General features: G+C 35.2%; 22 protein-coding genes, 1 pseudogene and 1 riboswitch. Of the genes and pseudogenes, 9 read left to right on the plus strand and 14 right to left on the minus strand.

The features are described 5' to 3' along the window. Window positions 1-7: 7 nt before the first annotated feature. A complete protein-coding gene (locus tag JFT89_RS22805) occupies window positions 8-592 on the minus strand; it encodes a TetR/AcrR family transcriptional regulator (RefSeq protein WP_002066510.1) in 585 nt (194 codons plus the stop codon). A gap of 213 nt (window positions 593-805) precedes the next feature. Continuing rightward, the gene (locus JFT89_RS22810) at window positions 806-2,422 is read right to left on the minus strand and encodes an FAD-dependent oxidoreductase (RefSeq protein ID WP_002066509.1); all 1,617 of its coding nucleotides are present in this window, start codon (window positions 2,420-2,422) and stop codon (window positions 806-808) included. A gap of 568 nt (window positions 2,423-2,990) precedes the next feature. Here JFT89_RS22810 and JFT89_RS22815 point away from each other — a divergent pair. The 5 genes from JFT89_RS22815 (at window position 2,991) to JFT89_RS22835 (ending at window position 7,553) form a co-directional block, all read left to right on the plus strand. Beyond that, the gene (locus tag JFT89_RS22815) at window positions 2,991-3,335 is read left to right on the plus strand and encodes an ArsR/SmtB family transcription factor (RefSeq protein WP_002033417.1); all 345 of its coding nucleotides are present in this window, start codon (window positions 2,991-2,993) and stop codon (window positions 3,333-3,335) included. Window positions 3,336-3,353: 18 nt separating this feature from the next. After that, complete coding sequence (locus JFT89_RS22820) at window positions 3,354-4,352, plus strand: NADP-dependent oxidoreductase (protein WP_002066507.1); 999 nt, start codon at window positions 3,354-3,356, stop codon at window positions 4,350-4,352. Window positions 4,353-4,528: 176 nt separating this feature from the next. Then, window positions 4,529-5,995: a protein adenylyltransferase SelO gene (locus tag JFT89_RS22825; protein WP_201040689.1), complete on the plus strand. Its 1,467-nt coding sequence runs from the start codon at window positions 4,529-4,531 to the stop codon at window positions 5,993-5,995. Window positions 5,996-6,273: 278 nt separating this feature from the next. Then, window positions 6,274-7,368, plus strand: a complete 1,095-nt coding sequence (locus JFT89_RS22830; protein ID WP_002066505.1) for a response regulator aspartate phosphatase — start codon at window positions 6,274-6,276, stop codon at window positions 7,366-7,368. Then, complete coding sequence (locus JFT89_RS22835; protein ID WP_002137631.1) at window positions 7,365-7,553, plus strand: Phr family secreted Rap phosphatase inhibitor; 189 nt, start codon at window positions 7,365-7,367, stop codon at window positions 7,551-7,553. Before JFT89_RS22830 ends, JFT89_RS22835 begins: the two co-directional genes overlap by 4 nt. Window positions 7,554-7,906: 353 nt before the next feature. On the opposite strand, the gene JFT89_RS22840 is transcribed toward JFT89_RS22835, so the two are convergent. The 5 genes from JFT89_RS22840 to JFT89_RS22860 all read right to left on the minus strand — a co-directional run bounded on the left by JFT89_RS22840 (window position 7,907) and on the right by JFT89_RS22860 (window position 11,549). Next, on the minus strand, window positions 7,907-8,512 hold the full coding sequence (locus JFT89_RS22840; protein ID WP_201040691.1) for an FMN-binding negative transcriptional regulator: 606 nt from the start codon (window positions 8,510-8,512) through the stop codon (window positions 7,907-7,909). Window positions 8,513-8,704: 192 nt separating this feature from the next. Continuing rightward, window positions 8,705-9,241, minus strand: coding sequence for a GrpB family protein (locus JFT89_RS22845; protein ID WP_016096390.1), 537 nt, complete (start codon window positions 9,239-9,241; stop codon window positions 8,705-8,707). A gap of 25 nt (window positions 9,242-9,266) precedes the next feature. After that, window positions 9,267-9,614, minus strand: a complete 348-nt coding sequence (locus JFT89_RS22850; RefSeq protein ID WP_016096389.1) for a DUF4260 domain-containing protein — start codon at window positions 9,612-9,614, stop codon at window positions 9,267-9,269. 6 nt (window positions 9,615-9,620) lie between these two features. After that, on the minus strand, window positions 9,621-11,012 hold the full coding sequence (locus JFT89_RS22855; protein ID WP_002066501.1) for an FAD-binding oxidoreductase: 1,392 nt from the start codon (window positions 11,010-11,012) through the stop codon (window positions 9,621-9,623). 138 nt (window positions 11,013-11,150) lie between these two features. Further along, window positions 11,151-11,549 (minus strand): DUF2871 family protein, encoded by a 399-nt coding sequence (locus tag JFT89_RS22860; RefSeq protein WP_002033617.1) that lies wholly within the window; start codon window positions 11,547-11,549, stop codon window positions 11,151-11,153. A gap of 254 nt (window positions 11,550-11,803) precedes the next feature. Here JFT89_RS22860 and JFT89_RS22865 point away from each other — a divergent pair, with 254 nt between their 5' ends. Further along, window positions 11,804-12,307 carry a GNAT family N-acetyltransferase gene (locus JFT89_RS22865; RefSeq protein ID WP_002066500.1) on the plus strand — a complete coding sequence of 168 codons (504 nt, stop codon included), beginning with the start codon at window positions 11,804-11,806 and terminating at the stop codon, window positions 12,305-12,307. A 35-nt stretch (window positions 12,308-12,342) separates the two neighbouring features. Here the strand turns inward: JFT89_RS22865 and colA are convergent, their stop codons facing one another. Together colA and JFT89_RS22875 are read right to left on the minus strand one after the other, a co-directional pair. Next, window positions 12,343-15,258, minus strand: coding sequence for a collagenase ColA (colA, locus tag JFT89_RS22870; protein WP_201040693.1), 2,916 nt, complete (start codon window positions 15,256-15,258; stop codon window positions 12,343-12,345). 203 nt (window positions 15,259-15,461) lie between these two features. After that, window positions 15,462-16,139 carry an MgtC/SapB family protein gene (locus tag JFT89_RS22875; protein ID WP_002066498.1) on the minus strand — a complete coding sequence of 226 codons (678 nt, stop codon included), beginning with the start codon at window positions 16,137-16,139 and terminating at the stop codon, window positions 15,462-15,464. Between the two features lie 311 nt (window positions 16,140-16,450). On the opposite strand from JFT89_RS22875, the gene JFT89_RS22880 reads away from it, so the two are divergent. Beyond that, window positions 16,451-16,969: a GNAT family N-acetyltransferase gene (locus JFT89_RS22880; protein WP_002066497.1), complete on the plus strand. Its 519-nt coding sequence runs from the start codon at window positions 16,451-16,453 to the stop codon at window positions 16,967-16,969. Window positions 16,970-17,169: 200 nt separating this feature from the next. Here JFT89_RS22880 and JFT89_RS22885 read toward each other — a convergent pair whose 3' ends face one another. From JFT89_RS22885 to JFT89_RS22905, 5 genes and pseudogenes are all read right to left on the minus strand, one after another. Continuing rightward, a complete protein-coding gene (locus tag JFT89_RS22885) occupies window positions 17,170-18,078 on the minus strand; it encodes a VOC family protein (RefSeq protein ID WP_016096386.1) in 909 nt (302 codons plus the stop codon). Between the two features lie 75 nt (window positions 18,079-18,153). Further along, window positions 18,154-18,945 (minus strand): amino acid ABC transporter substrate-binding protein, encoded by a 792-nt coding sequence (locus JFT89_RS22890; protein WP_002066495.1) that lies wholly within the window; start codon window positions 18,943-18,945, stop codon window positions 18,154-18,156. Window positions 18,946-18,956: 11 nt separating this feature from the next. Then, window positions 18,957-19,717, minus strand: a pseudogene (locus JFT89_RS22895) (amino acid ABC transporter ATP-binding protein). A gap of 19 nt (window positions 19,718-19,736) precedes the next feature. Further along, complete coding sequence (locus JFT89_RS22900; protein WP_002066492.1) at window positions 19,737-20,405, minus strand: amino acid ABC transporter permease; 669 nt, start codon at window positions 20,403-20,405, stop codon at window positions 19,737-19,739. A 69-nt stretch (window positions 20,406-20,474) separates the two neighbouring features. Further along, window positions 20,475-20,581, minus strand: a riboswitch (SAM riboswitch). 237 nt (window positions 20,582-20,818) lie between these two features. Then, a complete protein-coding gene (locus JFT89_RS22905) occupies window positions 20,819-21,730 on the minus strand; it encodes a VanW family protein (protein ID WP_002128453.1) in 912 nt (303 codons plus the stop codon). A gap of 465 nt (window positions 21,731-22,195) precedes the next feature. Between JFT89_RS22905 and JFT89_RS22910 the strand changes: the two genes are divergently transcribed. Together JFT89_RS22910 and JFT89_RS22915 are read left to right on the plus strand one after the other, a co-directional pair. Then, window positions 22,196-22,522 (plus strand): hypothetical protein, encoded by a 327-nt coding sequence (locus tag JFT89_RS22910; RefSeq protein WP_002087720.1) that lies wholly within the window; start codon window positions 22,196-22,198, stop codon window positions 22,520-22,522. 115 nt (window positions 22,523-22,637) lie between these two features. Then, on the plus strand, window positions 22,638-23,729 hold the full coding sequence (locus JFT89_RS22915; protein ID WP_201040694.1) for a DUF3900 domain-containing protein: 1,092 nt from the start codon (window positions 22,638-22,640) through the stop codon (window positions 23,727-23,729). Window positions 23,730-23,744 lie beyond the last annotated feature (15 nt).

The following is a 23,744-nucleotide window of genomic DNA, read 5'->3' on the forward strand; positions in this document are numbered from 1 at the left end:
AAGTTCTTTACTTTTGAAAAATGCCACGTGCAACAATTTCCCACGACTTTTGAAATTCTTCGTTTATTTCCTCCTCTTTCCAACGCTCAGAAAAAGCAGGATGGTAGAACGGTGATAGGAGTCCAAAAAGCGTATGTGCTAAAAATAAACTATCTTGTTTTTCAATCTCTTTTCGCTCTATCCCTTGATTTATCACCTTCTCCAGCTGTCCAACTAATCTTTCTTCATGCTTTTGAATAACAGCATTCTTTTGCTGTACTAACGAACTATTCAATGTAAATAGCTCTTCATTTTCCAGTAACTCTTTCTTTTTTAGTTGGAACAAACATAAGAACCACTCTTGTAAAATCACTGCTGTTTCTCCGTCTTTTCCACTAATTTTCTCAAGTTGATCCGAATACTTTAATAACCATCTTTCCAAAATAGCGTCTCGAAGTGCTGCCTTACTACGAAAATAAGAGTATAAAGCTGCATGACTAACATCAAGCGATTTCGCAATACTAACAAGCGTCGTCCTACTCCATCCATATTTAATCAATTCCTTTTCCGCTGCATCCAAAACAACATTTCTCGTTAATGCTTTTTCTGTCATTCTTCTCACCGTCCACTTTATTTACATAATAAAATTATCTTCTGTTATTTCAACAACTTACATTTTTTATTATTTGTAAGTTGCAATCAAAAAAATTCATCTTTCAAGTAGGTTATAAGATTAGCACATCCGCTTACAACTTACAATATTTTATTTTTGTAAGTTGTAAGCAATAAAAACACCGCTTTTGAAATACAAGCGGTGTTTTTATATTTAATTACATAATAAACGATTCATTATCTCTTCAAGTAATATACCCGGCTTTACTACCTCATTTTCCGTACGCCATCCAATAAATCCATCTGGTCTTATTACTACCGCTCCTCCATTTTCTATCCCGTATAATTTTCTAAAAAAGTTACCGTGATCGATAAAATCACCAGTTAAACCTACCTGATACACTTTTATCTTTACTCCTAATCGGGATGAAACAACATTTGCAGCTTCAGTCCAAGTACTAGGCTCTGCTCCAGTAAGTAACACAAAGTTGCTACCAAATCGATCAAGTATAGAAACTTCTTTTCCTTCATAAGTTCCCCAAAAATGTGGCGCACGCGTTCCCGGGCGTCCGTTCAAATCAACTATATTCATTCTATGCGGTGTGTTACATTCGTCTATAATTGCTTCTGAGCAATACTGATAACCAGCAGTGACAGCTAAACTATCCATATTACTCAAATTACCTTCCTCTCTATTCGCAGCACGAAATAATATACTACTCGCATGGTCCGTCGTTAATTTTGCAACAGGATATCGCTCTTCATGGTATGTTTCTAACAATTTCGGATTTGCTTTCCCTTTTATAACAGCCGCTAATTTCCAAGCTAAATTATGTACATCTTGTATTCCTGTATTTGAACCGAATCCTCCTGTTGGCGGCATAATATGCGCCGAGTCACCAACTAAAAAGATGCGATTGTCCTGAAATTTTACCGCTGTACTTTCACTCGCTTCCCACGGCAAAACACTTACTATTTCTGGCTTAATATCCGTACTTCCAATTGCAGTTTGAATAATTTGTTTACAGCGTTCTATAGAGAAATCCTCTGGTCGCTCCCCTTTTACTGGATCATAAGCTACATGATAAATCCATTTACTTTCGTTATCGACTGGAATAAGCGCACCAATTACTTCTGGATGAAGTATCATAGTAAAACCGAATGCGTCTCCTTTAATAAATTCACTCAAATCCGCTTCAAAATATATGTTCATATAATAACCACCGATTGTACCACGGCCCTCGGTTAAAATACCTAACTGTTCACGTATTTTACTTTTCGCTCCATCTGCTGCAATTACATAATCACAATGAATCATGCTCTCTTCTTTCGTTTTACGATTTCGAATCGTTGCTATTACTCCGTTTCCATTTTGCTCATAAGAAACTAGTTCATGATAAAAAGATAGCTTCCCGCCTAATCTCTGTGTTTCTTGTAACATCATCTCCTCTAAAGTAATTTGATAACAAGCAGTTTGTTTTGATGGGCTAATCTCTTCCACTTTACGAAATAAATTTTCGTTATTTTCATACTGCGCCGCCCTTATTTGTTCCAACTCTTCATGCTTTACCTCAGCTATTGTTTGAACTGCAATTCTCCCGTGACAATTCTCTAATGCTTTACCAGCTAATCTAATTCCTTTTTCTAGACCCAGTTCTCGGAATAATTCCATTGTGCGAAATGTAATTCCACCCGCTTTCGGATGAATCGCAGTAGACGGATGCCTTTCAATAAGTACATAATCAATGTTATGTTTCGCAAGAAATAATGCAGACGATAATCCTGATAATCCCCCTCCAACAATTAAAACTGGTACATGTTTCGATTCCATACATTTTCCCTCCACATATATTCTTCTGAGCTCAGTGACATAAATATAATCAAAAAACCAACAAAAATATAGACTTATATTTCATTTTGAATTATCATATAGATAGATTACGCCCCAAATTACTTTTATCCTTTCATACATCTACAAGTCACTTAATTTGTGTGTGTATGAAAGGATAAAAAAGAAGGCCCTACTTTACTTTGAACTATTCTCTGATATAGACATCAAAAATAATAAAAACATTATAAGCGGTCGTAACCTTGTAAATTATACAAGGTTACGACCGCTTATTTTATTGTTAAATGGCTACCCTTTATCCTCGGCAGACATCGTATTGTTAAATCATTTTCTACCTTTTGAATTCATTAATTACTATAGAAAAAAAAAAAAAAAAAAAAAAACTCCTTCTCTTCCTTATAATAAATACTCCATAATTTTCAATACGTAAAAATGGATTCGTCTCGATTTTCTTTCTCAATATTGCAGCTCATACAACATTCATGTAGCATTACCGTATCGATGTAATGGTTCATCATCTTAAACCTTTCGACTAATTATTGGAGGTATAGTGATTGAAATGAATAAACAAGAACAATTAAATGTTATTAAAGAAGATTTTATTAATTGTCAAAAAGTATTAGTGGCAATTGGTGACGAAACACGTCAAGCTATTTTGTTAGTTCTAATGAAAACAGAATGTCAAACTGGATTACGTGTTGGCGAAATCACTAAACAAACACACCTTTCTCGACCAGCAGTATCACATCACCTTAAGATTTTACGAGAAGCTGGTATTATTTTAATGCGTAAAGAAGGTACAAAGAACTTTTATTATATTGACATACGTACAAAATTAGGATTATTAAAAAATCTTGTATTAGATATTGAGAAGCTACTGCAAAACTTTTATTGAACTTTGGAGGTATAAGAAATGAGAGCAATGGTGATTGATAAGTACGGGAAAGTTCCAATACGTATGACTGAGATGCCCACCCCTGAAATAAATGAGTATGAGGTGCTCGCAGAAATTCATGCAGCTAGCATTAACCCAATTGATTTTAAAATACGCGATGGAAAAGTGAAGTTGTTACTTAAATATAAAATGCCCCTTATTCTTGGTAATGACTTTTCTGGTGTCATTGTAAAAGTCGGAACAAAGGTGACTCAATTTAAAGTTGGTGATGAAATATATGCACGTCCAAGAAAAGATAAGATCGGTACTTTTGCGGAATATATAGCCATTCATGAAGATGATATAGCCTTAAAACCGAAAAATTTAACTTTTGAGGAAGCGGCGTCGATTCCACTCGTTGGCTTAACATCATATCAAGCATTACATGACATCATGCAATTACAAAAAGGACAAAAGATTTTGATTCACGCTGGATCCGGCGGTGTTGGTACTTTCGCAATTCAGTTAGCAAAAATAATGGGTGCCACTGTTGCAACAACTGCTAGTGAAGCTGGTGAAAATTTAGTAAAGTCTCTTGGCGCAGATGAAATTATTAATTACAAAAAAGAAAAGTTTGAAGATATACTGAAAAATTATGATGCGGTATTTGATACACTTGGCGGTACAACACTTGAAAAATCATTCGATATTATAAAAAGCGAAGGGAACATTGTTTCCGTTTCAGGAATGCCGAATGCTCGCTTCGGTAAAGAATTTGGTTCAGGATTTTTCAAAACACTCTTATTTTCATTAGCAAGCAAAAAACTTACTGCACTTGAAAAAAAGCATAATGCTCAATATTCGTTTTTGTTTATGAAACCAAGCGGAGATCAATTACGTATAATTGCAAAGTATATTGAATCTGGACAAATCAAACCTATAATCGATCGCATTTTCTCTTTTGAAGATACTCAAAAAGCAATGGAATATTCAGAGTCTGGAAGAGCAAAAGGAAAGATAATTGTAAAAATCAAATAATAATAAAACTCCATTTTTTAAAATGGAGTTTTATTATTTGCTGTTAAATAGACATAGTGCAATGAAGTCCTTACAATAGATTTCAAGGGGAAATATCATATTATACTTTTAGCTAATTTTACAAAGAATACATACGTACAAATACATAATAAAAAAATAACCAAGGAGGAGATAAAATGACTAAAAATAATGAAGCAAGTTGGAATTTAGATAATAGTTATACGACTTTACCACAATCATTTTATACAGAAATCCCCCCAACTCCTGTACACTCACCGGAGTTAATTAAACTAAATAATTCTTTAGCAATATCTCTTGGCTTTACTCCTGAGGAATTAAAAAAGGAAGCCGAAGTTGCCCTTTTAGCTGGTAACGCAATCCCAGAAGGAGCTCATCCACTAGCTCAGGCGTATGCTGGGCACCAATTTGGTCATTTCAACATGTTAGGAGATGGTCGTGCCCTTTTAATTGGAGAACAAATTACTCCTTCAGGCGAACGGTTTGATATTCAATTGAAAGGTTCCGGTCCAACCCCATATTCGCGCCGTGGTGATGGCCGCGCTGCACTCGGTCCGATGCTACGTGAGTATATTATTAGTGAAGCGATGTATGCGCTTGATATTCCGACTACTCGCAGTTTAGCAGTAGTCTCAACTGGCGAACCAATCTATCGCGAAACGAAGTTACCTGGAGCTATTTTAACTAGAGTTGCAAGCAGTCATATACGCGTTGGAACATTCCAATACGCCGCAGCTCGAGGCTCAATCGAAGATCTCAAAGCTTTAGCTGATTATACGATAAAAAGACATTATCCAGAAGTTGAATCTACTGAAAATCCATATGTCGCACTACTACAAGAAGTCATTAAGAGACAAGCAAGCCTTATCGCAAAATGGCAACTCGTTGGCTTCATTCACGGCGTAATGAACACTGACAATATAACGATTAGCGGTGAAACGATTGATTACGGTCCATGTGCCTTTATGGATAGTTATAATCAAGGAACAGTATTTAGCTCTATTGACACACAAGGCCGTTATGCATACGGAAATCAACCATATATGGCTGCATGGGACCTTGCACGATTAGCTGAATCTTTAATGCCGATTCTACACGAAGATGAAGAAGTAGCGCTAAAGATTGCACAAGATGAAATTTCAAAGTTTAGCGTGCAGTACGAAAACAATTGGTTCCTCGGAATAAAGAAGAAATTAGGACTATTTAGCAATGAAGAACATGATCAATCACTTATTGAGAAACTTTTAAAAGCGATGGAAAAATATAAAGCAGATTATACAAATACATTCCGTGCATTAACTGACAATACATTAGAAAATGCACCTTTATTTGAAAGTCCTGAATTTAAAGAATGGTACGAGCTATGGCAATCTCGGTTAGAAAGACAAAAAGAATCACAAGATGATGCCTACAAGTTGATGAAAAATAACAACCCAGTAATCATCCCCAGGAACCACAGAGTAGAAGAAGCACTAGAAGCAGCTGTTAAAGATGGAGACTATAGCGTAATGGAGAAACTTCTTCAAGCTTTAGCAAATCCTTATGAATATTCTCAAGAACAAGCGGATTACTGCACGCCTCCTGTGCCGTCTAATCGTCCTTATCGTACTTTTTGCGGGACGTGATTGTGTAATACTTTTTTAAAAGGTGTGTTCATACAAATTGTGTGAACGCACCTTTTTATACATTTCCCTTTCAAAAAAGCGGACTGAAGCACCCTTTAGCTATCCTTACTAAATTCCACTCCCTCCTTCCTTAAACTAAATATCAAAACTATCTTTATTCCAATTTGTTTAATAGTAAATCTACTAAATAAATGTTGAGAAATATAAAACATCATTTCTAAATATTGTTATTTTTGATACTATATTTTATAAGAATATTCAAAAAGTGAGGGGATTTCATGAACGTTCAACTACAAGGTAATGAACAAATTACGAAATTATTTAATGATTGGTATTTAGCTATGCTTAAACAAGATGTGTCTCAGGCGACAAACTTAAAACATGAAATTGAGGAAAAGGAACTAAACTTTGAGGAAGATGAAAACTTAGCATTATATCATTCCTTACTAGATTTTCGATATAAAGTTTTAGTAGATAGTTTAAGCATTTCAAAAGATAGTTTTGATAAAATAGATTCTTACGTAATCTCATCTAATCACCCACTGTCTTACTACTATCATTTCTTTAAAGGCATTTATGCAACTTTAACCACAGACTATAACTTAGCTAGCGAACACTATGAACAGGCTAAATTATTATTAGTAAATAACACTGATAATCTAGAGCAGGCTGAATTTTATTATCGAATGGCTATTTTCCATTATCACTTTTACCAACCAATTGAATCTATTGAATATGCGACAAAGGCTAAAGAGATTTTCAATAAACAAGCTGGCTACGAAGTTAAAGTTGGATTATGTAAAAATACATTAGGTGCCTCATTTGTATATTTAAAACAATATGAACAAGCAGAAGAGCAATATAATTCAGCAATACACCTTTTACAAAAATCCGATGAAAAAGAATTAATTTTAAGTGTACGTAATAATTTGGGTTGGTTATATGCCAGTCAAAACCTCTCCACACTCGCAATACGTCACCTATCAGAAGTAACTGAAAAGAGGCCTACACATTTCAAAGCTCTCTTCTTACAAGCAAGAGAACACTCTAAACTAGATGAAACAAGTATTGCTGAGGGGTTAATCCAAAAAGGATTAAAAATTTGTATGGAATTAAATAATGAAGAATATATATATCATTTTAAAATTCTAAACGAAATAAATAATAATGTTCCTTCTGAAGAATTAGAAACAATTATTCTTAAAGGAATTACGTATTTCGACAAAGAATTATTATATAACTACACTCAAGAATACTCAGAAAAATTAGCTGTTAAATTTTATGGTGAAAATAACCACATTAAGGCAAGCGAATATTTTCATAAGGCGTTACAGGCAAAAGAAAAAACATTTGAGAAAGGGGCATTGAAATGATTAAAAAAATTGGCTCTGTTTTTTTAGGACTATCTGTTTTCGGTATTTTAGCTACTGGTATTCATAGTTCAATTACATACCAAGCGGGTCATGCTGATCTTCCTGCACCACAAAGACCTGACTTTGTTCAATCTGTTGACGTAAGTAAAGACTACAACTCAACAACAGCTGTAAAAGCGCTTTAAAAACGAAAGACCTTCCATTAAGAAGGTCTTTTTTAAATGCACTTATTTAGTTAATGTAATCGAATATTTCTTCATACAGGGCTTTCCATATGCCTCCGACGGGATTCGAACCCGCACTCCTTTCGTAAGCATAGGCTAAGGGGAACACGCTTCCCTACGGAATTTCACCGACAGGAGTTTCACCTGTCTCAGCTCATTTGCTTTTCGGTGCTTCTGAAACCTTCGCCTTGCGACCCGGTTCTACACTGTTTTCCGGCGCTCTTCCCTTCTAGAGCTACGGAGGCAGTTTTTTCAAGTAAAATATATTTCTACAAAAATAGAACCATCCCTTTATTTCACATAAATTCTCTCTCTCACTCTATTTCCTTCATCAACCCTGCAATCCCCCTACTCCCCTCACTACCAACTTTCTCAAGTTTTTCTATAACTAATTCTCTTCTCTCCACAGAATGATTTTGACTTAACTTCGCTTTCCCTTCTATTTTATTTATCTTTATTTTGAACCCAACTATTCCCCTACTTAATCCTTCCATATAATTCGGATCTACATCATTCAGTGAGTACGTGCTCTTTGGATTTTCATATTTATGTACTAAATCTTGAAGAGAATCTATTAATTCCTGTTCATCTTCAACAATTTCTAACTCTCCATATACATGGACCGCAACATAGTTCCATGTTGGTACTGCTTTATTTGTTTCATACCATGACGGAGAGATGTAACTATGTGGTCCTTGAAAAACAGCTAACACTTGTTGATTTCCACTATCTTTCCATTGCTCATTTGGACGTGCAAAATGACCATATAAAGTAAGTGTTGCCTTATTTAACAATAAAGGCAAATGTGTTGCGTACGGTGCTCCGTTATGTTGAGAAAATAAAGTTGCAAAGCTATTTTGTTCAATCATTTCGTACTTCGTCTCTTCATCTTGTATAGTGAAATGTTTTGGTATGTACATAAGCTCCCTCTTTTCTTTTCTTATCTTCTTATTTCCCATTATATTTACGAGATTTATTATTTGGCAGGGGCAGATTGTAATTGTTTTATAAGGTCAGTTCATATAGTAAAACCTCTTCTTCAAAAACAATAGGTGGCATTATATGATTTCTGCCACCTTAGTCTATTTTCGTATTGATACAAACTCTTCTATTCAACTATCCTTCATAGCTTTTTCTAATACATATTCAATGAATTCCGTTTTACCTAAGCTATAATTCAAGCGATTTTCCGCCGTTTCTGCTAACTCTTTCTTTAACTTCCCATATTCAATAACAACGTTTGGATTTCCACGAAGATAATCACGAAACGCCACATGTCTTCTTAACTCGTCACTATTTTTATCACATACATATAAATGATGTTCCATCCAAATTGTATTCTTCCCGTCCCTCGGAACATATTGATCCTTTCTCCCAAAAGCTTCTCTCCCCTTAAAACTCCACTCTTCTTGATGAAAATAACCTATTTTTTCAAGTTTCTTTATTATTTTAGGAAAAACATCATAATCTTCTATTACAACATCGACATCTAATATCGGTTTAGAAGCAAGACCTTTAACAGATGTACTCCCAACGTGCTCTATAGAAAGAATGAGTTCTCCCATTACGTTATTAATCAACGTCTGTAATTTACAAAATTCACTTTCCCATTGTGTATTATATTTTTCAATAATAATAAATCGTTTCAATTGATCCATCCTTCTCAAATCACTTTTATAACCTCTGAATATGCGTATCCTTAAAATCAGTCTCATACTTCAATCCATACCCAATCATTCGATCCATGCCAATATGTGCTGTCCATATTAAACCAATCATTAAAATCGTATCCATCTTTAAATAGACTCCTATTAAAACAAGTAATATTGATATGATATATGTGTGAAATAGATTATAAATTTGTGCACCGACACGTTTGTTAATAGCGTACGCCACCATTGCTAAATCAGGTGCAAAAAGTAATACGATAAATAATAACCAACTAAATCCACATAATGCATATATATAAATCGCAGCTAATAAGACGACCAATCCTTCAAAGTGTATAATTCGTTTCTCCAAAATTCATCATTCCTTATCTGTTAGCTTGAAAATTTTATTCGGATTTAAAATATTTTGCGGATCAAGAGCTTTCTTTATTTTCTCCATTACCAATAATGCCGCACCATGTTCTTCTTCTTGATACTTCTGCTTTCCTATTCCAACGCCATGCTCTCCTGTACAAGTTCCGCCACGCTTAAGAGCATACAGTACAATACTTTCATTTATTTCATCTGCTTTTTTCACTTCGTCTTTATCATTTGGATCAATCATTAAGAGCACGTGAAAATTCCCGTCTCCTACATGGCCAAGAATACCACCAACAAGGCCCACCTTATCTAACGTCTCTTTCGCATTTTGAATCGCACCAGCTAACTCTGAAATTGGCACACATACATCTGTGCTCATTAGCTTTTTACCAGGATAACTATGAACGTAAGAATAAGCTAAGTTATGTCTTGCATTCCATAATTTATTTCTTGCCGCAGTTTCAGTTTCAAAAGCGACTTCTTTACATTTATGATCAAAAACAATTTCCTTCGTAAACTCGATATCTTGCGTTAGCCCTGCTTCATTTCCGTGAAACTCTAAAAACAGTGTTGGTTCTTCTCTGTAATTTGTTTCATTATAATGATTTACTTGTTTCATAGATAATTCATCAACAAGTTCTATTCTCGCAATTGGAATGCCAGCTTGCAGTATATTAATAACAGCTTCTACTGCATCATTTATAGTTGGAAACGATGCTCTCGCAGCCATAACATGTTCTGGTATGCCGTATACTTTTAATGTTAGCTCTGTAAAGCATCCAAGCGTACCCTCTGATCCTACGAAAATACCATTTAAATGATAACCTGATGATGACTTCGCCGCTAAATTGCCAGTATGTATCACTTGCCCATCAGCAAGCACCACTTCTAAATCACGAACTTGATCACGCATTACGCCATACTTAACCGCTGTCGTTCCGCTCGCATTCGTAGCAGCCATGCCTCCTAACGTTGCATCTGCACCTGGATCTACACTAAAAAACAAACCGTACTTTTTCAATTCTTTATTGAGCTGAGAACGAGTCACTCCTGGTTGTACTTTCACAAGAAAATCTTTCTCTCTTATTTCAAGTATTTTGTTCATTAATGAAAAATCAACTGTAATCCCCTTTTCATAAGGAATTATATGACCTTCTAAACTAGAACCTACTCCAAATGGAATGACAGGTTTTTTATGCTCACTCGCTACTTTCATTATTGCTCTAACCTCTTCCATCGTTTTTGGAAAAACAACTACATCAGGTAAACTACTATTATGGTAAGATTCATCTTTACTATGTAACTCTCTTACTGTCTTATTAACCACTACTTGCTCTTCAGGAAGTACATCCTTTAATTCATTTACTAAACGCTCAATTGTTATTTCCATTACGTACTCTCCTTTTATATTATTTACTCTACATTAATTATACCATTTTTATACAAAATAATTAGAATAGTTAAATTTATGAAATTTTATATACAAAAAAGAACTTGCAGTATTCCCTACAAGTTCTTTTTTATAAAACTATATTTTAGACGATTTCTTCAACAGAATCATAAACCAAACTAAAGTAAATGCCATCATAGAATGAGAAAACCCTACAATATAAGTTAACCCTTTAAAGTCCGCTCCATTTAGTTGAAGAAGTCCTCTCGCTGCCAGCGATCCTAACATTAAAGTTAATGCTATATTATGTAAAATAAACCAGTTATTAAATCCTTTCACTTCATGAAACGCGAATACTTTTGCTAACCCTAAAGCAATTAAAAAGAAGAAAAAGCCAAGTACTAACGTATGCGTATGCAAAAGATTTAATAAAGTAGAGCCTAAAATCCCTTTATATTTCCCATACTCCCTAGCAAATATTCCTGACAATAAACCGATAATCAAATAAGTAAACGATGCATTATATAATTTCTTCATTATGTACCTCCTTAAGTAGAATGTGTAGTGTGTCATATTTAGTAATAATGATAGTTATATAGTAAAAACTCCTAGTTTCCTAGGAGTCATTGTATAAGTATCTCACTCTTTACAATCAATCCTAATTATAAAATATCCTTTTATACAAAACAATCGAACTTTATGTGAACAGTAACTCTCAATTAAAATAACTTGCACTTTTATTTCGCACAATCCATACTAATTGTTATAACTTTTAAAGGTGGTGCAATAGATTGATAGTTCTTGAAACTGAAAGACTCACTCTTCGCTGGCTCGATGTAAAAGATGCTCCGTTTATTCTTGAATTAGTAAATGATCCTGCATGGATTCAATTTATTGGTGATAAAGGCATTAAAAACTTAGAAGATGCAAAAAAATACATCTTAAATGGACCCGTCGATATGTACAATAAAATGGGCTTTGGTCTTTACTTAGTTGAACGAAAAGAAGATTTCACTCCACTTGGTATGTGCGGCCTTATTAAAAGAGATTCATTAGAAGATGTTGATATCGGCTTTGCTTTTTTAGAAAAATTCCGTTCAAAAGGGTACGGCTATGAATCAGCTGCTGCAGTAATCGAATACGGTGTACAAAAGCTCGGACTAAAACGAATTGTAGCAATTACTTCTATAGATAATGTTGCTTCAGGCACGCTGTTAGAAAAAGCAGGATTGCGATTCGAAAAAATAATTTCAGACTCAGGAGAAAATCTAAAATTATTCGGGTATAACGCATAACAAAAAAGGGTCGCCATGAATGGCGACCCTTTTTTTCACTTCACTTCTACCGTATAATTCCCTGTTCCACCACCATACTGGTATACATGTAAATAGTACTTCCCTGGATACGTATAGTAACTACCTACTAATTTATTTCCTTGTTGCTGTGCATACGTAACATAATTATTTAAATCTGCTTCTGAATAAAGAACCCAGTTTACTCCGATATTATTTTCCTTCGTTACATTAATTTGAAGGTTTTTCGCAGTTTCTACATTTATTTCAAAGTAATCACTCGTATCACCGTTTCCTAAACTAGCACGTAAAACTTGATTTAACTGCAGTTTATTCGCCGTTTGGAATGAATTATTTAGCTCTTTTTCTACACTGTTATCTTCTTTCTTTTGAACCGTTACGCTCGTTGTAGCAGTATTAGTTAATCCTTTATCGTCTGTTACTGTTAATTTCGCCGTATACGTTCCTTCTTTTGTATATACGTGAGTTGGATTTTGCTCATTACTTACCGCACCATCACCGAACTCCCAGTTATAAGAAGCAATTTTCCCATCTTCATCTTTTGATCCATCGCTTTTAAACGAGATTGCTTCATTCGTATGTCCGCTATACGGACCATTTATAACCGCGACCGGCGCTTTATTCACAGCACCTTCTTCTGTATTAATACCGTGGAACACAACATCATATTCAAATTTCCCTGATGCATTTACACGGTAATTCACGAAGTAAGCTGTTACTGTTTTATAGCCTGTCCATTCTTTTGCACTTAAACGTTTTAACGTATCATTTACATTTTGCGTAATTGTTTTCCAGTCTTCATATTCTCCTTTTGCAGAAGTTCCTGTATATGTTCCTTGCAGTGTAAATGTATTAAAGAATTGTGATTTATTTTTCTTTACTGATACATTACTTAATTTTGCTTCCGCTGTAATTTCTGCGGCAATATCTGAAACTGGTTTCGGTGCATGAGTTGCTAAATAATCATCTGACACTAACGGAACATTATATTTCTCACGGTTGTCTACTAACATTTGCATATAGTCTTGATACTCTTTATTTAAATTCGCATCTTTACTTAAAGCAGATCGGTATGCATCATATGCTGTTACATCATTTTTCCTAATAAGATCATGAACTTTATCAAACATATCGTATCTCTTATTGTACATATACGATTGTAACGCAAAGGAATAATTGTAGAAATCCCACGTTCCATACTTTGCATTTAACGTTCGCTCTGCCGTATAACGTTCTGCTGGATTCGAAGATAGTCCTCCTATAATGCTCTTTCTTGGAACGACGTTGTCCGTTCTCGTTGCACCTGCAAAAAACTCAGCATTCCCTTCTTCAAACCAAGATAATCTCTCATTCTCATACATCTTACCTTGCCCCCAAAGTCCTGGCACTTCATATCTACCTTGTAAATAATGCGTGAACTCATGTCGGAACAATTCTTCTAAACTATAAATACTTTCTTCTGGCGTACGTTCATAAGTAAAGAACGTACCTGTTCCTTCTATATAAAGACCGCCGTTATTCGTTTCATATCCGTACAATTGACGGTTAAATTGGTATTCAGCTGGGCTATTATAAATAACCATCGTTAATACATCATCTGGATTTCCTTTTTCTAACGGTTGGTCACTTTCAACCGTACGATGGAATTGTGCCTTCACTTCTTTTGCTGCCCAATATAAACGTTTAACTTTCTCCTCAGTCACTTTATCTCCGGCTTTTAAAACAATTGCACCATCATCAAACGTATACGTTTTCGGCAAATACTTTTTCTTCCCATCTTCTCGTATTTGATCTAAATTAACAACGTTACCGTTTGCATCTTTCCCGCCATAATTCGTCGTAATTTGCTCAGCTGCTACGAAATATTGCTCACCTAAATAAGGATAGATTTTCATCGCATCTGTTACAACTTGTAATCCTTTTGTCCCTGTACTATGGAATGTGCCGAGTCTACCTGTATAATAAATGCCATTATTAATAAGCCATCCGTTTTTCTCTGTAATCGTTCCCATTAACGCAAATCTACTTAACTCATTAATATAACTATCTATTCTCTGATACCATACTGTATCTTTCGGTGCTTTTCTCGTATCGTACAAATACGATTGAATATCGTAATCAACACCTTGCATAATATCGTAAATCGCATTTCCAGCTGAAAGATTATCTACCAATGTAGAAAAATTATCATTATATTGCTTAAAAATCTTTGCAGCCGATGTTATCGTTTCCACATCACTCGAAGCATTTCCTATTAATTTCCCATATGATGATACAACTTTATTTTGTTCTAACGTACCGAGTTTGAAATTTGGATTGTTCGCAATCGTTTTTAATGCAGGTAAGCACTTGTCATGATAGCTACGTTCATTTAGTTTACTTAATTCTGCATTATAAAAACCTAAATAAAACCCTGATCGCAAAACTTCCACTAATGTCTCAATCCCTTTTGAATCATCCTTCGTATAAGCTTGTCCTTGCTGCTTCAATTTATCAATAATTGCCTGCATCCTACTATCATTTTGATAGAATGCAAGACTGTCCTTATTAAACTGAAATAGCCCCGTAATTTGCTCCCAATCGATTGTTACAAGTAAATCTACTAATTGTTGATTGCTTAATTGATTTAATTCAGCAATTGTATAAGTTTTCGCTACAGCTAATTGCTTACTTTCCTTTTTTACTTCAGGCGGTCTTTGCGATAAATCAGCAAATTGTAGCCTTTTCTCAAAAGACTTGCTTTCTAATACTTTCGATGAATGAGCCAATTCTTCCACGGGCAGTTGTACACCAACCGGCTCCATTTTCAGCACATTTCGATATGAAACTTGCTCTCCCTTAGTATCTTCCGCCAATATGCTTCCTTGAAAACTCCCTAACATTAAACTAGCAAAACTTACCCCTACTAAAACTTTTTTTGAATAGCCTTTCATGCTCTCCCCTACCTTACATTTTTTAGTGTCCCGCTCCGTTATTTTACTATTCTGACTATTTATTCTGTATTGAGAAAAAAGAAGGGAACGTTCACACATGTATCCATTCAAAGCGAAATTAACACTTGACTTCACATGTGATTTATGTCAAAAAAGGATAGATAATAGCGAAATTCCTGCTACATCTATCCTCTATTTCAACACTATGATTTTAACTTTATAAACGTAATTTCCGGCAATGTTTGCATATGCTGAATAAATGCATTCTTTTCTTCTGACGATATATTTTTCAATTGCATTCCTACCTTATAAACTATTTCTGTATCTTGCTGTAAGGCTTCAACTTCATATGAAAGTATTGGAATACCTTTCACTCGTAGCGTCTCTACTATTTGTTGTACCGCTTCGTGTTTATTTATACACATTTGCACTGTTATATTTTGCGGAAATAAAAATTGCACCTTAAAAATACGACTTACAATCTCTAAACCAATCAAAACGAGAATCATCGCTCCAATCCCTACAACATACATACCTGCTCCAATTGCTAACCCTATTCCTGCTGTAGCCCATAAACCAGCCGCTGTCGTTAATCCTTTCACTGCCTGCTTTTGAATAATGATTGTACCTGCACCTAAAAATCCAACTCCACTAACAACTTGCGCTGCAATCCGGCTCGGATCAAGAGCCATATGTTCTTCAAACACAATATCCGAAAAAGCATATTTCGAAACGACCATTATTAAAGCACTCCCTACGGCTACTAGGAAATGTGTTTTTAATCCAGCTTCTTTTGAGCGAATTTCCCTTTCAATACCGATTATCGCCCCTAACAAACCAGCAACACCGATTCGTATAATAAAATCAATATGTAAGCTCACGAGCACTTCCCCCTTTTATTCATTATAGAGAGATAAAACAAAAATTATCACATGCATCTACCCATCGATATAAAAGCATTTTATTAAAATACATTTAATATCCCAGTGATTTTATGTTAATATTTTAAATATTAACATAAATAAAACAACCTACTTCTCATAAAAAACCTTTAAAGTTCAACGTCTAACTTATTTTCAGTTAAAAATGGCATATGAGTTGCGTGAAATGAGGTTGAGAAAGTCAGGAAACGCTTTCATTTTATGTCGTAATTTTTGTGAAATAAAACATAAATAAAAGGAGCTTACTAACAATGAACGTCTCTTTACTTACACCTACTACTGATTTACAAGAAGAATACTTAGATTTTTATAACGAATGGAAAGATAGCGGTGAAACGATGATTCCATGGGTTATTTCAAAAAATCCTTCTAATTTCACGGCAATGATTCAAGAATTATACGACGCACATAACGGAATAAATATTCCTAAAACATGGGTACCAGATTCTACTTATTGGCTTGTTACAAATGAAAGTAAAATTGTAGGAGCTGTTAATATTCGTCATAGTTTGACGGAGCATTTATTTAATGCTGGAGGCCATATCGGTTATGGCATTCGCCCTTCTGAAAGAAGAAAAGGTTATGCTACAAAGTTACTAGAGTTATCATTAGAAAAAACGAAAGAATTAAACATCACGAAAGCACTTGTCGTTTGTGACGAAGTGAATACGGCTTCTGAAAAAACGATTTTACATAACGGCGGCCTCCGGGATGAAGATTACACTGAAGAAGATGGGAATGTTGTAAGAAGGTATTGGATTGATCTATAAATAATCAAAAACAAGCCAGAAAGTGATTACACACTTTCTGGCTTGTTTTATCCCGCGTTAACGGGCAGTACAACTCCCACCTCAAAATTCAGCTGGAACAAAGAAGTTAGGTGGGAGATTAACTGCCCATAAACGCCCGATTGGTGAGGGCTAATAATCAGTGGGGGATGAATAAAACCCCCACTGATTAAAGTTTCACTTTATACTGCTTCTATTTCAAGCTGGACTGTAATACCACTTGGGTCTACTACATTAAATCCATTTGAAGTTTCATTTATTTCATGTTGTTTTTCTATTAATCTTTCTTTCACTTCATCTAATGCTTCTTTATGCGGTAGTACTATCGTATACACTTTTAGTCCCGTTGCATGTGCTGGTGGATGCGGGTTGTTTACTCCGTTCCACGTATTTGCACCGATATGGTGATGATAGCCTCCTGCCGAAATGAATAAGCAATCATCTTCACGCTGTTGTACTTCAAAACCTACTGTATCTACATAAAACTCATGTGACTTCTCCACATCAGCTATTCGTAAATGTACGTGTCCAACCACCGTTTCGGCTGGTAAGCCATCAAACTCATAATCAACGAGCACTGCTAGTTCTTTTAAATCAAGTGGCGTACTTCCTCCTGGCCCTTCTCCCCATTGTCCTCGAGGGCGATCTGCATAAATCTCGATACCATTCCCCTCTAAATCTTGTAAATAAAACGCCTCACTATACGTATGATCACTTGCGCTATTAAACCTTGAAATTGGTAAAATTTCATTTGAATATGTATAACGCCCTTCTTGCTCAGCTGGACTATCTATTACGTCCTTATTACGAAGCACACCAAATAATGCCGAAGCAAAAGCCTCACGAGTCGGAACCAAAAAGGCAACGTGATATATACCCGTCGTGCGCGGTTCTTGCAGCGCTGCATCTTCCAGCTGCTCAAGAACAAGTAACGTATTCTTGCCACCCTTTCCAGCTAAGTGTGCTTTATTCTCCTCTTGTTTAATTACTTCTAATCCTACTACATTTTCATAGAAGGCAATTTGACGCTCTAAATCTTTTACTTTAAATGCAACATGACCAATACGTGTTTTCGGATGAATTTGTACCATGAATAACTTCCTCTCCAGTTCCCTTTAGTTTTTTATGTAAGTTGATAGGCAATAGGCCCATTCAACGAATACACCTTAATTTTGTTTTTTTGTAGCATCAACCTTTAGCCATTTTTTCGATATGTCACTTAATGTTCCATCTTGCTCTAATTCTTTTAACGCCTTGTTTATATCTTCTAACTTTTCACTCTTTTTTGCAAATGGAAATGCAATCTCTCCCCATTCAAGTGGGCCAAATCCAACTTTGACATTATCTAGTTTCGCCTTTGTTATTGTTGTTTCCACTTGAACTTTATCATTATAATAAGCATCGACGCGTCCAAACCCTACTTCGTTCAACTCCGCCGTTGGGTCCTCTGAGTACGTTTTAATCGTAAAAGCATTATTTTTATTTAAAGCTTTTAACTCTTGCTCTCCTGCTGTACCAAGTCCAACACCTACAGTCTTTCCTTTTAGATCCTCTAGCGATTTAATTGTATTATTATTTTTCTTCACCGCAAAAACAGAACCTGAATACACATACGGGATCGAAAAGTCATATTTCTTTTTTCTTTCCGGAGAAACGGATAATTCATTTGCAATCGTATCAATACGGCCTGAATCTAATAAACCGAATAATCCTTCAAAATCAGAAACATTCCATTCTACTTTATATCCAGCTTTTTTAGCAGCCGCTTCAATAATTTCAGCATCAAAACCTTTTACTTTCTCACCTTCTTTAAATATAAATGGGCTACGGCCTGCAGAAGTCCCAACTTTCACTACTTTTTCATCTGTCTTTTTACTTGCTGCATTAGAACCACATGCAGACAAAGCTCCAACTGATAGTGTTAATGCTAATGTTAGTAATAATGACGATTTTCTCATAACTCTTCCTCCTAAATAACGAAATGATTTCCTTCTTCAGATGCATTTAATTGCCGTAAAAACTTTTTCGTACGTTCATTTTGTGGGTTTCGAAAAATCTCTTCTGGCGTTCCCTGCTCTACGATAATTCCATCAGCCATAAAAATAACGCGATCAGCCACCTCTTTTGCAAAATTCATTTCATGTGTAACAATAACCATCGTTATATGTTGTCTTGCCAAGTCTTTAATAACTTGTAATACCTCATTAACTAATTCTGGATCAAGTGCTGAAGTCGGTTCATCAAACAATAATACAGCTGGATTTAAAGCCATTGCCCTAGCAATCCCTACCCTTTGCTGTTGTCCACCTGATAACATCGTCGGATAAAAATCTTCTTTATCAGCTAAGCCTACTTGTTTTAATATTTCTCTCGCTATTCCATTTGCCTCTTCTTCACTTTTTTCTGTACAACCGTTAATGCTGTTGTAATATTTTGCAATGCTGTTTTATTTTTAAATAAATTATAGTTTTGAAAAACCATAGCTGTTTTTTGACGTAATTTTATGATTTCTTTTTGATAAAGTTTCTTCGTATGAATCTCTAAATCTTCAATTCTAATACTGCCATCATCCGGTTGTTCTAATAAATTTAAACATCGTAGTAATGTCGATTTCCCTGAACCAGAAGGTCCAATAATTACTACCACTTCCCCTTTTTTGACAGTAAGTGAGATTCCTTTCAGCACTTCATTATGTTTGTAAGATTTATACAAATTTTTCAACTCAATCACATATATCACCTCATTTCTCTTATAAATACGGTGCATCAAGTTTCTTCTCCAACCTTTTCTGTCCCCAGCTGATTACGATTGTAATAATCCAATACACAATCGCTACCGCTAAATAGCTTTCCATATAACGATACGATTGTGCCGCCAGCATTTTCGCTTGTGCCAATATTTCAGCCACTCCAAGTGCAAAAGATAACGAAGATTCTTTTAACAATCCAACAAAATTATTTCCAAGTGACGGCACTGCTACACGAATAGCCTGCGGAAAGATAATTTGTCGCATCGCTTGTGCTTTTGTCATTCCAACTGATAAACAAGCATCCATTTGCCCTGATTCCACAGCATTTAATGAACCTCGAATGATTTCTGACAAATAAGCAGCATTATTTAAACTGAGGCCAATTAAAGTTGCTTGCATAGCTGTAAGTACTGTAAAAGCCGGAGATATTTGTGGCAATCCGAAATATAACACAAACAATTGAACTAATAACGGTGTCCCTCTAAAGAAAGAGATATACACCCTTGCAATTGGATATAAAAATTTCGTTTTGTTTTTTGTAATGATCGCCAAGCCAATCCCTATAAAGAAAGAAATAATCATTGAAACTACAGTAATCCCTAAAGTTATGTATACATACTTAAATAATTGCGGAAAACTTTCTAAAAAATACGCTACATCAAATTTCACTCTATCCCCCCTCTCTAAACAAAAAACTCTTCTTGCACATATAAGAAGAGTTGAATGTTAATCCATTTCCCTTCATCTTCCAAACGCCTTTTACGTTTGCTGGAATTAGCACAGTGCTTTTTTAGCCTGTTGCTGAGATTTCACCGGGCCAGTCCCTCCATCTCTCTTGATAAGAAAACTAATAAATTTTTCCATTTATTTAGTTGTTATTATGAAGAATACAGTTAAAATTAAACAATGTCAATAGGAAAACTAAGAATTAAACTCAACCCTTTTTCGAACATACTAGTAATACATCAATTTACTATTCTTAATAAACTGTACACAAAAGCCATCTCCTCTGAAATTCAGAAGAAATGGCTTCAATTATAGAAACTATAAATATTTTACTTTATTATCCTTTAACTACATATTTATTTCATCTTATGTACTTCAGCAACTAACTTTCCGCCTTGAATGCCCATATAAAGCTTAACAGGAGCATCATTCGTATTTTCAAATACTAAGTCTAAATATGGATAAGCAATTGTAGCATCTCTTCCCTGTGGGACATAACCTACTGTTTTAGAATGTGTAGTTCTCTCTACCATTTTCAAACCCGCTTGATCTGCTGCATTGTATAGCGTTGATGATGTTTGACAAACGCCACCACCATAACCATCTACTAATTTACCATCTACAATTTCTTTACCTAATTGATATCCTTTATCTGGCGTTGTATCACCGATTAATGCATTGAAAGAGAAACTGTCTCCTTTTGCTAATACAACTCCATTTATGCTCGCTGCCGACAAACGAATATTCTCAATACGGCCACCTGCTGATCCACCTAAATTCGTTTCATATCTACCAATTACCGTGCCACTTCCTTGCGCATCACTTAATGTTGCGGTAGGCTTTTTCTCAACGATAGGTAACTGATATGAAGAATCCCACATACCAACGTTTAATAATTTATCTACTAATTCTTTTTCCATTAATTCAAAAGAAGGCTTTCCTTCTTGCCATGATCCATCAGAAGCTATACGTGAAGGAACCATCTTTTTGTCAACGCTTTTCCCAACTTCACCTGCAACCTTCGTTACCGATTTTTTGAATTTCGCCTCATCTTCAAAATAACCTAAGCTCGATAAGTCTATTTTTTTCACTTCAGTACCAGTACGCCCATCCACTAAGCTAATTGAATCCTGTACATCAGCCTTAGCCTCTACAACATTCCCACCAAAATCACTTACTAATGCCACATCACTTACTTTTGTACCACAACCACTTACTACAGCTACGCATAGCACCCCTACTAATATACCCTTTATTTTTCGGAACAATATACTCTCTCCTTTTCCCCAACATTATTTCTTATGTAATATTTCACTTTTATGTATCTTTTGTTACAATCATTTTACAATATATTTAGAAAATGTTACAAGTTGTTTTTTTACTCTATTAAAATTACTCTTTTCTTTTATAAATGTCTATACATATTTATATAAATTTTCGAGTTTGATAAGATTGTAACTTTTATGCAACTTATCTCTATCCAGTATATACCATTCAACAGATGAAATACAAATGTAACACCCTTTCATTTCACCTCTCTATTCACCTGCATGCTTCAGAAACCGCAATACCACTTTCTCATATGTGATCATTATTAACAACTTAAACCGAGCTTTTATCGGTAAAAACAATCATTCACTTCAGGTATATAGGTATTTGCCGTGCCACTACTCCGCTTTTGCACATACATTATGATGAATTTAACCTATTATAAAGAAATGGAGGATGTTTTTATGTATCCCTACAATCCTTATGATCCATATAACCAATATGGTTACCAACCTCAGTATGATTTACAGGCACAATACCAACAATATATAGATCAAACAGAACAAGTTAATCCATATGATCAAAATCGACAATTTCAACTTCCAATCTCTTTCCCTGGTACTGGAAACCGTCAATTAGAAAGACGAGTAAATGAGCTTGAGCAAAGAGTACGTCAACTAGAAAACACAGTTGAGCGTCATACGCGTAGATTAAACCGCTTAAATCAGCGTTTACGTACAGTAGAAAATAGGCTAAATATTCCATTTTCAGCATTAGAAGACGGATTTTAATTTCGAAAATAACAAATATATAAGGAAGGGGCTCCCCCTTCCTTATATAAATTGACGAAAGTTTTTTCCATCTCTATACTGATAAGAGTTAATGAAATGAAACAAGGTGATAAATATGGATTTTGAAATAAATTTTCTTTCCTTTTATGTAGTACAAGTAGAAGGAAAAGGTGAAGCAGTTGATAAGCGCTATAAACATTTTCAAACATTAGACGCTGAAGAGTATGAAGATAGCTCTTTAAAAGAATTTTTGAATGGTGAATTATTAAAAATTTCAAAGCGAAAAGTAGAACGTCACGCAAAAACAGAACAAGCCCCAACGAAGATCGGTCGCTTTATTGTAGAAGAAGGGCATGAACTCGATTCAAACCCTCATTACAACTTATTTAATCGTATTCGCTTTGCAGAAACAAAAGAAAACTTCAAAGATATGAGCGAACCTCTCGTTTATACATACCTTGACACAAGCGCTGTACGTGGTGGTGTGTTTTTAATCGCTCAAGCAAAACTACGCAAATACTTTGATGATCCATTCGTATTCGTAATGAAATGTGACTTCGAACCAAAGGTTGCTTCCATTTCTGATGAATCAACACTTATTCGTAACGTTGAAATGGCCATCACAACAAAGAATATGAAATCTATCCAGTACCCATACACGCCTGAAGAAGGTATGGTGGAGCCTGGCGAACTAAAAATACACCAAGCATCACACGCCCGCTACTTTGAAGACTTCTTAAAATTCGTCGAATACGAACGCTCTATGCCTGAAATTATGAAAACACAAGTAATGGACATGGTATACGACCAAATTGAAGATGTATTTGAAGAAGGTACTGAAGAACGTGAACAGTTCGACCAAGCGATGGAAGTATGGGCTGCCAGTCCGAAACGCGAAATTATGGAACAATTTTCAACAGAAGAAGTAATGGAAGCTACTGCTCAAATCGTCGAGCACGCCCCTGAAGTAGAATTAAAGTTAAAAGCAGATCATATCTCTGTAAAGGCGTTGCTTGCTGATTTCGGCGACTTAATACATATCGCAAAGGTAAACGACCGCTATGTATTAATGATTGAGGCTGACACACTTACGTTTGAAAAAGGCTTCTCTCCGATTGAGTTTCTGAAGCCGGATGAGTTGCAAGACGTAATTGAGCGGATTGAGAATAAGCAGCAGTATAGCTATGGATCAGGAGAAATTGAATAGAATAATGTAAAAAAG

It is taken from the genome of Bacillus sp. TH25, from assembly GCF_016650935.1.
GTDB classification, from domain to species: Bacteria; Bacillota; Bacilli; order Bacillales; family Bacillaceae_G; genus Bacillus_A; species Bacillus_A mycoides.